This is a genomic window from Lactonifactor longoviformis DSM 17459, assembly GCF_900129135.1.
GTDB classification, from domain to species: domain Bacteria; phylum Bacillota; class Clostridia; order Lachnospirales; family Lachnospiraceae; genus Lactonifactor; species Lactonifactor longoviformis.
Genome location: NZ_FQVI01000010.1, coordinates 26,450 through 40,214, shown reverse-complemented (window position 1 = coordinate 40,214; position 13,765 = coordinate 26,450). Strand labels below are relative to the sequence as shown.

The window sequence follows — 13,765 nt, the reverse complement described above, 5'->3', positions numbered from 1 at the left end:
CTATTCTACCATTAAATAGTATCAATTGCGATAGGAAGCATCAGAATTTGCTGAGATAATGATCTACCTCCCAGTCAGTTACCTGTGTGGTATAATCCTGCCACTCAGCTTTTTTTGCCTGTATGTAGCGTTTCGCCAGATGTTCTCCGAGGACCCCCCTGATGAATTCATCCTTTTCCAGCTCCCTGACAGCCTCTCTTAAATTGGAGGGGAGAGAATCGATCCCCTCCTCTTCTTTCTCGTCCACAGACATATGGAATATATTCTTATCCACGCTTCTGGGCGGTTTTATCTTATTTTTAATACCGTCCAGCCCTGCTGCCAGACAGACTGCCAGGGCAAGATACGGGTTTGCCGTGGGATCCGGGCTTCTCAGTTCTATTCTTGTCTCCTCCCCCCTCGCCGCGGGAATGCGGATAAGCGGGCTTCTGTTCGTAGCCGACCAGGCGATATAAACCGGAGCTTCAAAGCCCGGCACCAGCCTTTTGTAGGAGTTGACCAGGGGATTGGTGATAGCTGTCATCCCTTTCATATGACGGATAATTCCCCCGATAAAATAATAAGCCTCCTCACTCAATCCCAATGCGTCAACCGGATCCGCGAATACGTTCTTTCCATCCTTAGACAGAGACATATTAATATGCATTCCTGACCCATTTATTCCATATTTGGGCTTTGGCATAAATGTGGCATGGAGTCCGTGGCGTTTGGCAATTGTTTTCACAGCCAGCTTAAAAGTCATAATATTATCTGCGGTGGAGAGGGCTTCGTCATACCGGAAATCTATCTCGTGCTGAGCCGGGGCCACTTCATGGTGCGATGCCTCCACCTCGAATCCCATTTCTTCCAGAGTCAAAACCATATCCCTCCTGGCATTCTCACCCAGATCCAGGGGCGCCATATCAAAATAGCCGGCCTTTTCGTGGCTGAGCGTGGTGGGCAGTCCGTCGTCGTCTGAGTGATACAGGAAGAATTCGCACTCAGGTCCGGCATTAAAGGTATACCCCATTGACGCAGCCTCCTTTAAAGCCCGCTTGAGAATAAACCGGGGATCACCTTCAAATGGAGTTCCGTCAGGACGGTAAATATCACAGATCAGCCGTGCTACCTTTCCCTGCTGAGGCCTCCAGGGAAAAATCTCCAGGGTATCCAGATCCGGGTACAGATACATATCTGATTCCTCAATGCGCACAAATCCATCAATGGAAGAACCGTCAAACATGCATTGATTGTCCAGGGCTTTTTTCAGTTGACTGGAGGTAATTGCTACATTTTTGAACATTCCGAACATATCTGTAAACTGAAGACGGATAAACTCCACATCCTCTTCTTCCACCAGTTCTATGATTTGCTTTTTTGTATATTTTGCCATCTTATACACTCCTCTCTGTTTCATCGGCACAGGATCTATCTCTTTTTCTGCAGAAAAAGGGCGCTCTTTCCCCAGAAAGAACGCCCTTGTCCTGTTTCATAATAGCAGTCGATCTGTGCTTTGTCAATCCTCAACTGCGTCTTCTGTCCCCCGGAGTATGGTCTCCATACTTACATCCAGGATCTTAGAAATCTTCCATATCCTCTCAACCGTTGGATTACACTTTCCCTTCTCCAGGCTGCAGATATAGTTTCTGGTAACCCCGAGCCGGTTTCCAAGCTCTTCCTGGGTAAGTCCCTGTACCTGCCTGCAGTTTCTCAGATTGGCCCCTATCCTGCTCCAAATCTCTGTCTGCTTCTCTTCCATAGTATTCCCCCTCTTTTGTCTCTTTTCTTCCGCGTATACAGCCGCTGAAGAGGTCCTCATAAAATAATACGGAATACTGCCTCACAGAATTACACCTGAATGTCAAATATTGTCGTTTTTTCATATTTCCGGAAAAGGCTTTAGGCTTCGCTCCAGAATACCTTTTATGTACGCAATCAGAATCCCATAATTTGTCATGGGGATTTTCTGATCCCTGGCGCAGGACATACGGTACTTCATCTCTCTCTCATTCAGCATACATCCTCCGCAGTGGACTATCAGTCTGTACTCTCCCAGCTCATCCGGAAACTCTGTCCCTGACGTAAACTCAAATTCCAGATTTTTCCCTGTATACTTCCGGATCCAGCCCGGGATTTTAACAGTGCCGATATCGTTGCACTGCCTGTGGTGGGTACACCCCTCACTGATCAGTATCTTATCCCCGTCCCTTAGCGTCTCCAGGCATTTTGCCCCCTCTACGTTGTCCTTAAGGCTGCCCTTATACCTGGCGAACAGAATGGAGAATGAGGTTAACAGAATATCCTCAGGGGTATCCTCAGATACCCGGTCAAACACCTGACTGTCCGTGATGACCAGTGCAGGCTTCTTTCCCAGCTGGTTCAAGGTATTTTTCAATTCATTTTCCTTTACTACTATGGAAACTGCATTAGATTCCAGAATATCACGGATCGTCTGCTGCTGTGGCAGGATCAGCCGCCCTTTGGGAGCTGCCTTGTCTATAGGAACAACAAGGACAATAAAGTCCGAGGGTTTTATGAGATCCCCCACAATCCTTCTCTCTTTGTCCTCCTTGCTTCCCTGTCTGGCAATCATCTCTTTAAGTTCACGGATATTGCTTCCATCTTTGGCGCTGACCCAGATCTCATTTTCTTTGACTGCAGCAGGTTCTTTGCACTGATCCGCCTTATTATAAGCCACAATAAAAGGAATTTCCTTTTTCCTAAATCTCTCAATCAGGGCCTCATCTTCCCTGGACTTGCCAAGGCTTCCGTCCACTACCAGGACTGCCACGTCCGTTTTATTCAGCACCTGATAGCTCCGCTTTACACGGAGCGCTCCCAGTTCTCCTTCGTCATCGATCCCCGGGGTGTCTATCACCATAACCGGTCCCATGGGAAGGAGTTCCATGGTCTTATATACAGGATCTGTAGTAGTTCCCCTTACCTGGGAGACGATTGCCAGATTCTGACCTGTCACTGCATTGATTACACTAGATTTTCCTGCATTTCTCCTCCCGAAGAAACCGATATGGATCCGTTCGGAAGCAGGGGTTTGATTCATGCCCATAGGTATCCCTCCAAATTCTGAATGATCTTTGCTGTTTTTTACATTATAGGCACAATGCTGTCAGAATGCAATTTCTTTTTATCTGCTGCTTTCCTCTATGAGATACTTCTTTTTTCTCAGCTCTTCTTCTATCATATCCAGTGTCTCCCTGCTGTCTGCCTCAATAGTATGCCAGTGTTTGCCGGAAGTAAGGTTTTTCAGCGGGCTTGACTTCCCGCCGGAGATGCCGGATACAAACTCCTGTACATTTCTCCGGGAGCTTACCCCAATAGGCGCCCTCAGGGAACCGTATACCTCGTGCCTGATAAAGACGTCAATCACCTTTCCTCCCAGATCTACAATGGTATTCAGTTCATCTTCAATCTCTTCATCCGCATGGCAGACCTCCACCACCCTGGTTACGGACACAGGCATATGAATCAGATATCCCTTCGTAGTCGAGAAGATATCATAATTGGCAGCCCGAAGGAGGGCAATGTCCTGTACTACCACCTGCCGGCTCACATGGAACCTTTTCGCCAGAGCGGTACCGGAGATCGGCACATCCGCTTCCTGTATTGCCTGCAATATTTCACTGCGTCTTTCTTCCCCAGTCATAGAAACTTCCTTTCTTTTTTATGTTTCTATACATTGGCTTTGCTGCCTGCTCTTTATAATGCATGAAGATTTTTGAGAGAAACGTCCAGGATGGGGGCAGAGTGGGTCAGGGCCCCGCTGGACACATAGTCTACCCCTATATCTGTTATCCTTTTAATGTTTTCCCTGGTAACATTGCCGGAGCATTCTGTCTCTGCTCTCCCTGCTGCCATCTCCACAGCCTTTTTCATCATCTCTGGGGACATATTATCCAGCATGATAATATCAGCCCCCGCATCCAGCGCCTCCTGCATCATTTCCAGGTTCTCAACCTCTATCTCTATCTTGCGGACAAACGGCGCATATTCCTTTGCCATCTGTACAGCCCTGGCAACGCCTCCCGCAGCTCCGATGTGGTTGTCTTTGATGAGGACGCCGTCGGAGAGATTATATCGGTGGTTATATCCTCCTCCTATTTTTACTGCGTATTTTTCAAAGATACGCATATTGGGTGTTGTCTTTCTGGTATCCAGCAGCTTCGTCCCGGTCCCCTTCAAAAGTTCAGCCACACTCCTTGTATAGGTGGCGATCCCGCTCATCCGCTGCAGAAAATTAAGGGCAGTCCTCTCCCCGGACAAAATGGCACGGATGTCCCCCTCCACAACAGCCAGGAGGTCTTTATCCTTTACCTCGTCTCCGTCTTTGCAGTACATAGTTACTTTGACAGACTCGTCCAAAAGCTGGAACACCCGCTTAAATACATCCATCCCCGCAATCACACCGTCCTGTTTGCATATAAGCTGCGCAGTCCCCTGCTTTGCCTCCCTCATAACTGCATTGGTGGTTACGTCTTCACTGGATATATCCTCTGCCAGTGCCTGGAGCAGCAGGTTATCCACATTTAGCTTGGTTGTGATTGGATTCATTCTCTTCTACCTCTCTGTTCTTCTTTTCTATTTCTTCCAGAATTGCCTTTTTCAGGCCTCCGAAATAATGTTCCTCATTCTCATAATCCTTTTGCCGTATCCCGTACGTACGCTCCAGCTCCCTCCAGTCCCGGCATCCCTGTCCCTGAGGGCTTTCTCCGGTTCCCGACAAAATTGCGCAGGCTGCGCGTTTTGCAAAAACAAGGCTCTCCAGCAGGGAATTGCTGGCCAGCCGATTGGCGCCATGGACTCCATTGCAGCTGGTCTCGCCCGCTGCATAGAGATGCTTCATAGAAGTACGGCTGGACAGATCCACATCCACGCCTCCCATAAAATAATGCTGAGAAGGCACAACCGGAATCCATTCTTTTGTTACCTCATAGCCTTCCTCCCTGCACTTCTGGCAGATATTGGGGAACCTCTTCCACACATCGTGCCTGGTTATTGTCATCATAGACAGCCACACATACTGTGTTCCGTCCTTTTTCATCTGTTTCAAAATCTCTTTGGTCAGAAGATCCCGGGGCAGCAGTTCATTGACAAACCGCTCTCCCTTTTTGTTGTACAGGACCGCGCCTTCCCCCCTCACAGATTCGGAGATCAGGAACCGGCGTCCCTTCTTTTGGGAATATAAGGTTGTTGGGTGTATCTGCACATAATTCACATGCTCCAGAGCTACTCCCCTGCGAAGCGCGATCCCCAGGGCATCACCGGTGAGGTGGGGATAGTTTGTAGAATTGTCATAGATTCCCCCGATCCCTCCTGTAGCCCACAGCACATCCCGGGCAATGACAGGACGAAGGTCTCCCGTGCTGGTTTTCATCAGAATCCCCTCACAGCGGTTCTCTCTGGCAAGAATATCCATCATAGTAGTCCTGGTGAGTACGGTGATATTTTTCCTTTTTCTTACCTGGTTTAAAAGATGGGAGGTAATCTCTTTCCCGGTTATATCATCGTGATAAAGGATACGGTTCGTAGAATGGGCACCTTCCCTTGTGTAGAGAAGACTTCCGTCCTTCTGCGCAAATTCAACGCCATATTCCATCAGTTCCCGGATCACATCCCTGGAGGAACGAATCATAACATCCACAGATTCCCGCCGGTTCTCATAATGTCCTGCCCGGAGGGTATCCTCCATAAAGCTTTCGTAGTCCTCCTCCTCTTTTTGAACACAGATCCCTCCCTGCGCCAGAAAGGAATCGCTCTCTTCTAATTCCCCTTTGGTTATCATCAATATACTTTTGTCATCCGGCAGGTGCAGTGCCGCAAAGCAGCCTGCCACCCCTGTCCCCACTATGATGACATCATACTTCTCTTCCATACGGTCTCCTAACTATTTGGCCAGTTCCAGCATACGGATCAATGGCGCGTGTGCTTTCCTCCCAAATTCCTCCTCAAGTTCTATCCGGGGCTGTCCGCTTTCCAGTGCTCCGATAATCTTTTCAAGTGTTATCTTCTTCATATTCGGACATATCTGCGTGTTGCCGGCAGCGTAGAATCTCTTGTCCGGATTCCGTTTCTGAAGCTCATACATCACGCCCATTTCTGTCCCTATGATAAATTCCTTTGCATCACTCTCAGTGGCGTACTGTATGATCCCTGAAGTGCTTCCCACATAATCTGCCAGTTCTGTGATCTCTTCCCTGCACTCCGGATGCACCAGGATCTCTGCCTTAGGCCTTGACTCCTTAATCTTTTCCAGGTCTTCTCTCCGGATGGCGGTATGTACATGGCAATAGCCGTCGTTAAATATAAAGTTTTTTTCCGGCAGCTGACCTGCAATATACCGGCCCAGATTCTCATCGGGAATAAAATAGATATTTTTATTTGGCAGGGCTCTTACGATTTTAAGGGCATTGGAAGACGTCACACAGACGTCTGCGTGCGTTTTCAGTTCCGCTGTGGAATTCACGTAGCATACCACCGCCAGATCCCCGTATTTCTCACGCATTTCCCCGATTTTTTCTACTGCCGCCATATGAGCCATGGGACAGTCCGCATGGGCATCCGGAAGCAGTACAACCTTATCAGGATTCAGGATCTTTGCGCTCTCCCCCATAAAGGATACGCCGCACAGTACGATTGTTTTTTCCTTTACTTTCGTTGCAATCTCACTTAGATAGTAGGAGTCTCCAATATAGTCAGCGATCTCCTGTACCTCGTCTCTCACGTAATAGTGCGCCAATATAACAGCATCTTTCTCTTTTTTCAGCCGCTCAACAGCGGCCATCTTCTCATTCATACTTATCCTCCCATAAATTATCATATTGGCGTTAGTATATCACATGTTTTTACAGCTGACAAGACAGCTGTATTTCCAATATTTAAAAATGTAATAAAAACTCAGTAAAACAGTCACGCTCTCTGCAATAGGCACTACCAGCCAGATCCCCCGCATCCCCCAAAAGCCCGGCAGAAGAAATACAAGTACTGCGTTGAGCACAATTCCCCGCAGCAGAGCAATGAAGAGCGAGTCCCTCGCCCGATCAATGGAAGCCAGAACTGCTGCGGCCACAATATTAAGACCCATGGTCAGAAAGGCGGTAAAATAAACCGGCATTCCTTTCGCCGCAATCTCTTCAAAAGCTATATCCCCTCCCCCATTAAAAATGCCTATCAGCTCATGGGTGAAAAGGATCCCCGGCAGACAGCAGAGAACGCCCAGAATTCCTGCCAGAATCAGTGCACGCTTAACGTAGGAAAATACTGCTTTGCTATCCCCGCTCCCGTAGCCGCGGCTGACCAAAGGCTGAATCCCCTGGGCAATTCCATTAAAGATAGACATTACTATAATTGCCAGATTCGCTATCACCCCATAGGCGGCAACCCCTACACTTCCTGTCAGATTCAGAATCACATAATTAAACAGAAGGATTACAATCCCGGAGGAAATCTCTGTGACAAAGGAGGCGCCTCCCAGGGACATCAGCTTCACCAGCGCTTTTCCCTGGAACCGGCACTTCACCGGGCGGAATTGGTTCTTTCCCTTCCAGATATGGGCAGATGCCACCAGCATGCTGAACAGAGGAGCCAGCCCTGTTGCAAACGCAGCGCCGAACATCCCCCATCCAAACCCAAAGATAAAAAGTGTATCCAATAGTATATTGCTGAAACTGCCTGTCAGCATGGCAGCCATGGCCAGCCTGGGATTCCTGTCATTTCTCACAAAACAAACCAGAACATTGTTAAACAGGAAGGGGACAGAGAAAGCCAGAAGCGTCCTCATATAAGGGATCAGACATTCCATAACCTTCCCTTTTGCCCCCAAAAGTTCCCCCAGCGGCCTCGTGAAGGCTACACCAGATACCGTAAAAAGAACCCCCAGGATAAGCGCCGTCCTGCAGGCTCTGGTAAAAGCAATGTCGGCTTTTTGTCCCTGCCCCATCCCCTGCTCCATAGAATACAAGGTGGCGCCTCCCATCCCCAGCATCAGACCCACACCGTTTACCAGTGAATACACAGGTATTACAAGGTTAAGGGCTGCCAGGCCGTCGCTTCCCACTCCGTTTGCGATGCAAAGAGTATCCACAAAGACAAAGCATGACAGACCTATCATGCTTAAAATATTAAAGGACACGTATTTCCAAAAGGCTCCCGGTCCCAATTCTGCTTTTTGCTTCATCGTTCTTTCTCCTTTTCTACTTCCGAATTATATACTGCCGCCCCACGAACAGAAAAAGCATCAGTCCCGGATTCCCTCTGGCCTGCTGGAATCCGTGCCTGATGCTCCTATACCTGCATCTATCCGGCGATAGATACGGGCAGCATAATCTTTTCATTTAATCTCAGGAATGTATTATAGCAAATTTACTGTATTCTTGCAACAATTTCATTTGCTTTTTTATAAACTTCTTCCGCCTCTGTACCGATAGTAAAACATCCGTCCTCATATAAAATTCGTCCGTTTACCATAGTCAGCTTAATATTCTGTTTGCTTCCGCTGTATACCAGATTCTTGGTGATACAGTTGAGAGGCTGCATATTGGGCTGGTGAAGATCCACAAGGATCAAATCTGCCAGCTTCCCTTCCTCCAGAGTGTCACACTCCAGAAGCCCCATGGCTCTTGCACCCCCAACGGTAGCCATATACAATACCTGGTTGGCATCCACCACTGACGCATCCCTCTCCCGAATCTTTGCCAGACCTGTGGTGAGAAACATCTCCCGGAACATATCCAGGCAGTTGTTGCTGGCCGGGCCATCTGTTCCTATGGCCATGGGAATCCCCATATCCAGCATTTTCTTTACCGGAGGAATTCCGCTGGCCAGTTTTACGTTGGAGCCCGGATTGGTTATGGCATACAATCCCCGCTTTTTGAATATCCTTAAATCTTCTTCTGTCATATGAACGCAATGGTATCCCCCTCCGCCATAGTCAAAGAGCCCCAGGCTGTCCAGGTATTGGGTGGGCGTCATATGATTTCTGTCAAGACACTGCTGTACCTCCGTCAGGCTTTCGGAATTATGGGTATATACAGGCGCCTTATATTTATGGGCAAGTTCGGCCAGACCAGCCAAAAGCTTTTCTGATGTGGTATATTCTGCATGAAATCCCAGCTGGAAGGAGATAAGCGGATGATAATGGTTATACTCGCAGTACCACTCTTCCATCTCCTCCAAAGACTGGGTGAAATCGTTCATTCCTCCTGTTATGACCGTACGGAAGCCGCAGGTAACCGAAGCTTCTGCAATGGTGTCCGGCGTCAGATACATATCAAAATTCGCCGTGATTCCGCTGGTCAGATATTCCATAATAGCCAGCTTTGACAAATGGCAGATATCCTCCGGTGTTAATTTGGCCTCCCTGGGGAATACCTGCTTATTCAGCCAGTCCAGAAGCGGCATGTCATCTGCATAGGAACGCAGAAACGTCATGGCAGAATGGGTGTGGGCATCTTTAAAGCCGGGCATAATCAGATTTCCGTCTCCGTCTATCTCCCTGTCCCATTCCTCCCGGGTATGTTTTTCTTCCCCCACGTAAGCAATTCGGTTTCCCTTTATCTGAACTTCTCCGCGGGTAACCCGGAAATCATCAGCCATAGTCAGAATTCTTACATTATAAAAGCGTATCTTCATTTTGTCCCTCCTCATTTTTCCGGAATATCGTCCGGCTTACGATCCTTCTCTGTCTGTGTGTTTACCCTTATTTTTCCACATCCCGGGGGATTATGCAACTTATTTGCCGCAAATTTCTGTAAGGTCTGCCATCCATTTTTTTACATAACTGCGCTTGCAAAAGTAGGAAGCCCGTAGTAAGATTATTTTTAACGCAGCGAGAAACATCAAAGTATAACAAGGAGCAAGTAATGAACACCCCCAAAACAAGAGATTTTCTCTTAGACAACTATAAAGCCCTGCTTATATTTCTTGTAGTAGTGGGACACTTTATAGAAGAGGGATACGATTCCAACCCCTTTTTATATGAGCTGAAATGGTTTATCGTATCCTTTCATATGCCGGCATTTATCTTCGTATCAGGATACTTTTCCAAGAAACAGACATCTCCGGGAAAACTGATGCAAAAGCTTATCATTCCCTACCTGGTATATGAACTCATGTATTACCTGTTATATACTCTAATCCTACATAAAGAGACAAAGCTATATCTGTTATATCCAAAATTTTCACTGTGGTATCTCATGGCACTGTTTGTCTGGCGGCTTTTAACGCCTTATATCCGCAGGATCCCGGCTGCCATCCATATGCCCTTTGCCATCCTGGCAGGCATTCTCATGGGATGCAGCAGCATGGACGACAACTTCCTGTCCATACCCCGGATTGTGGTATTCTACCCCTTTTTCCTGGCAGGCATTCATTTTAACAGAGAGTGGCTTACAAAATACAGAAATAACATAACAAAAGTCCTGGCGGGTCTGCTTTTGTGCCTTGGAGGCGTCTTCCTGTATGCCGATCCCATACACCGAAGTCTCTCTCCCAAGATATTCTACGGAAGATACAACTACGAATATCTGGAATTGTCAGATATGGACGGGATGTGCATCCGCCTGCTCTGCTATGGGATCTCCTTTGCCCTGACCTATCTCCTCATGTTCCTGATACCGGACAGGAAAATCTTCTGTTCCAGTCTGGGCAACCGTACCATGTCCATCTATTTGTTCCATGGTTTGGCCTACTCCAGCTTTAAGCAGGCCACCGATCTGTTGGAACATATCTATACCTGGTGGGAAACTCTGGCTCTGTTCGGATTCTGTGTCTGCCTGGTGTGGGTATTTTCCAGGAAGCCATTTGTAGAATTTACCAACGAAGTGGCAAGGATAGAATTGCCTAAAGGACCCAGAGGACCCGGGAAAAAGTACAAAAGGGGCAAAAAGGGGACGTGTACTTTCTAGAAAGTACACGTCCCCTTTTGGGACTCAGGGTGTCCCTTTTTAAGACTGCCCTGTCCCTTTTTTGATTTTTAACAGGTTGCTCCTCCCACCAGATGCAGTTTTGCATCCAGGATTTCCTGCTTTCTTTCCATAAGTCCATTCCCCATAAGTTGTTCTTCCACGTTCTCAAAGCCTAGTCTTTCAATGGTGGAAGCAAACCGTTCCCCTGTTTTTCCCTGCTCCCGGTACAGGAGAATTACTTTTTCTATTATTTCCATTAACTCTTCTTTGGAGGTAAATACTTTTGACAGCGGCTGTCCCAGAGCGATCCGTTTGCCCCATCTCCCCCCCAGGTAGATTTTGTATCCGACTTTGCCGTCTTCAATGGCATCAAAGTTGCACTTTCCTACACAGAGGCCGCAATTTGTACATTTCTCTTTGTCGATTTCCAGTACCCCGTCAACAAGCTTGGCTGCCTGTGGCGGACAGACTTTCTCCACCGGACATTTTTTACAGCCGTTGCAGCTATCTTCGTCATAGTTTGGAATCAGCTGTCCCACAATTCCAAGATCGTTCAGATCCGGCTTTACGCAGTTGTTGGGGCATCCGCCTACAGCTATTTTGAACTTGTGCGGAAGTTTTACTTTTTCATAGCCTTTATAGAATTTCTCATGGATCTCTTCTGAAATTGCGTATGTATCAATTAACCCGTATTGGCAGGTAGTACCCTTACAGGATACTACCGGACGTACTTTGGACCCGGTTCCTCCGGTTTCCAGTCCGGCTTTTGCAATGTAGGCCCGAAACTCTTCAATCTTATCAAATGGAATCCCCTGTATTTCTACCGTCAGCCGAGTGGTATATACCACATTTCCATTCCCAAATAATTTTGCAGCCTCTCCCAGGCAGATCTGCTGCTCTGCTGTAATCTTTCCATTTTTTGTGATAATTCTGCCTGAAAAGTTATCTGTGCCTTTGTTGCTTAAAAATCCCAGACCTTTTACTCTTTTTTCCTCTTCCGGGCTAATTGTTAATGTTGCCATTCTGTATTTCCTCCTATTTTTACATTTATTCTATATTAATTTTAATACAGCGACCTCTAAATAGATACCCTTTTTAAAAGAATTTCTCTTAAAAATCTGATCCGTTAAAAATAGTTCCTCCCTCAAGTGCCTTGGTGTTGGTATATCCATAGTATTTCAGACGGTTCTGAAGCATATATGCTCTCTTTCCTTTAGAGCAGACCAGAAGCAGTTTATCGTCTTTTCCAAACTGAGGAAGTTCCCCGTTTACACTGGAGAGGTCTACATAGACTGCGTTCTCCAGCGACGGCTGAATGGAAACATCGATCACCTGATATCCGTCGGCCGCACCCTCTCTGTACTGTACAGGTGTAAAGGTATCAAATTCACCTTCCATCTTATTGAGAAGAACATTTACGGTATGTTCAAAGGGATGAATGGCAGTGGAAAACGGCGGTGCGTAGGCAAAGTCAAGATGCTCCAAATCATCTACTGTCGCATTCATACTTAATGCCATTACAGCAATATCCACCATCTTATCCACGGCGCCGATTCCCAGGCACTGGATACCCAAGAACTTTCTGGACTTCGCATCTGCCACTAATTTGACAATGAAGCTGGAAGCCCCCGGGTAATAGTGGGCTTTGTCATCCACTACTGCCATAACGCTGACTGGTTGGAATCCCGCTTTTGCCGCATCTGTCTCGGAAAGTCCTGTCCGCCCTGCATTCAGTCCCGGAAGTTTTACAATTCCAGTTCCAAGAACCCCCGGGTAGGCAACCTTTTCACCGGCAATATTTTTAGCGGCGATTCTTCCTTCGATATTTGCAGAGGATCCCATAGGAGACCAGGCAGCTGCCTTTGTCAGACGGTTGCAGACCATGGCACAGTCCCCCAGCGCGTAGATATTCTCATCGTTCGTCTGCAGATACTCATTCACCTTAATGGTCCGGTTTGGCATCATCTCAATTCCTGTATCCGCCAGAAAGCCTGTGTTTGCACGGATTCCCAGAGACATAACAATAGCGTCTGCCTTCATGGCCTTGCGGCTGGTCTGTACCTTTTCCACCTTATCTGTACCCAAAATGGCCTCCAGCTTTGTACTGGTAAATGCCATGATTCCCTCATCCGCCAGATGGTCCTCCACGTACTCTGTAATCTCCGGATCAAATCCCGGCATAATATGCTCCGCCATATCAATGACAGACACCTTTACCCCTTTTTCCTTCAGATTCTCTGCCACCTCGAGCCCGATAAAGCCGCCTCCGGCTACTACTGCACGCTTAATGCTTCCACCGTCCACTGCAGCTTTTAAAGCATCCGCATCCTCCGGCGTACGCATAAAAAATACATTCTCCAGGTCAATCCCCTCGATGGGAGGTTTTACGGGGGACGCTCCTGTAGAAATCACCAGTTTATCATATGTATACACTTTTACTTCACCGGTTTCCACATTTACCCCAGTCACGCACTTTTTATCTCTGTCTAAGCCAGTCACTTCAATCCCTGTCAGGACCTCTGTTCCTGTAAGTTTTGCAAAGCTCTCCGGTGTATTCGCAATCAGCAAATCCCTGTCCTGGATCACATTTCCCACATAATAAGGAAGACCGCAGCCTGCATAAGAGATCTCTTTGCTCATTGTTAAAATCGTAACCTCAGCACTTCTGTCCAATCGTTTTAATTTTGCTGCAACCTTTGTACCGGCTGCTACCCCGCCAATAATTAATACTTTCACAAAAATACGCCTCTTTTCTTTTATTTTGCAGTTCCAGTGTTTCTGCCGTCTGCATTCCGGCTTTTTTATCTATTCCTATGATAACACTTGATTTATCATAGGTAAACTAATATAATACTATATAAAACATA

General features: G+C 47.2%; 12 protein-coding genes. 1 reads left to right on the top strand and 11 read right to left on the bottom strand.

Going from position 1 to position 13,765, the window contains the following annotated elements:
- Positions 1-40: 40 nt before the first annotated feature.
- From glnA to BUA56_RS10860, 9 genes are all read right to left on the bottom strand, one after another.
- On the bottom strand, positions 41-1,372 hold the full coding sequence (glnA, locus tag BUA56_RS10900; protein WP_072851580.1) for a type I glutamate--ammonia ligase: 1,332 nt from the start codon (positions 1,370-1,372) through the stop codon (positions 41-43).
- A gap of 123 nt (positions 1,373-1,495) precedes the next feature.
- Positions 1,496-1,738 (bottom strand): helix-turn-helix domain-containing protein, encoded by a 243-nt coding sequence (locus tag BUA56_RS10895; protein WP_072851578.1) that lies wholly within the window; start codon positions 1,736-1,738, stop codon positions 1,496-1,498.
- 120 nt (positions 1,739-1,858) lie between these two features.
- Positions 1,859-3,046 (bottom strand): [FeFe] hydrogenase H-cluster maturation GTPase HydF, encoded by a 1,188-nt coding sequence (gene hydF, locus BUA56_RS10890; protein ID WP_072851576.1) that lies wholly within the window; start codon positions 3,044-3,046, stop codon positions 1,859-1,861.
- A gap of 78 nt (positions 3,047-3,124) precedes the next feature.
- Positions 3,125-3,643 carry a transcription repressor NadR gene (locus BUA56_RS10885; RefSeq protein ID WP_072851573.1) on the bottom strand — a complete coding sequence of 173 codons (519 nt, stop codon included), beginning with the start codon at positions 3,641-3,643 and terminating at the stop codon, positions 3,125-3,127.
- Between the two features lie 53 nt (positions 3,644-3,696).
- The gene (gene nadC, locus BUA56_RS10880; protein ID WP_072851571.1) at positions 3,697-4,548 is read right to left on the bottom strand and encodes a carboxylating nicotinate-nucleotide diphosphorylase; all 852 of its coding nucleotides are present in this window, start codon (positions 4,546-4,548) and stop codon (positions 3,697-3,699) included.
- The gene (locus BUA56_RS10875; RefSeq protein WP_072851568.1) at positions 4,514-5,869 is read right to left on the bottom strand and encodes an L-aspartate oxidase; all 1,356 of its coding nucleotides are present in this window, start codon (positions 5,867-5,869) and stop codon (positions 4,514-4,516) included. Before BUA56_RS10875 ends, nadC begins: the two co-directional genes overlap by 35 nt.
- A gap of 12 nt (positions 5,870-5,881) precedes the next feature.
- Positions 5,882-6,790, bottom strand: coding sequence for a quinolinate synthase NadA (gene nadA / locus BUA56_RS10870; protein WP_187143913.1), 909 nt, complete (start codon positions 6,788-6,790; stop codon positions 5,882-5,884).
- A 39-nt stretch (positions 6,791-6,829) separates the two neighbouring features.
- Positions 6,830-8,170 (bottom strand): MATE family efflux transporter, encoded by a 1,341-nt coding sequence (locus BUA56_RS10865; protein WP_072851565.1) that lies wholly within the window; start codon positions 8,168-8,170, stop codon positions 6,830-6,832.
- 185 nt (positions 8,171-8,355) lie between these two features.
- A complete protein-coding gene (locus tag BUA56_RS10860; protein ID WP_072851562.1) occupies positions 8,356-9,624 on the bottom strand; it encodes an amidohydrolase family protein in 1,269 nt (422 codons plus the stop codon).
- A 230-nt stretch (positions 9,625-9,854) separates the two neighbouring features.
- Between BUA56_RS10860 and BUA56_RS10855 the strand changes: the two genes are divergently transcribed.
- Complete coding sequence (locus BUA56_RS10855) at positions 9,855-10,898, top strand: acyltransferase family protein (RefSeq protein ID WP_072851559.1); 1,044 nt, start codon at positions 9,855-9,857, stop codon at positions 10,896-10,898.
- 68 nt (positions 10,899-10,966) lie between these two features.
- On the opposite strand, the gene BUA56_RS10850 is transcribed toward BUA56_RS10855, so the two are convergent.
- Positions 10,967-11,920: a 4Fe-4S binding protein gene (locus BUA56_RS10850; protein WP_072851556.1), complete on the bottom strand. Its 954-nt coding sequence runs from the start codon at positions 11,918-11,920 to the stop codon at positions 10,967-10,969.
- An 88-nt stretch (positions 11,921-12,008) separates the two neighbouring features.
- Positions 12,009-13,634: an FAD-dependent oxidoreductase gene (locus BUA56_RS10845; RefSeq protein ID WP_072851553.1), complete on the bottom strand. Its 1,626-nt coding sequence runs from the start codon at positions 13,632-13,634 to the stop codon at positions 12,009-12,011.
- Between the last annotated feature and the right edge of the window lie 131 nt (positions 13,635-13,765).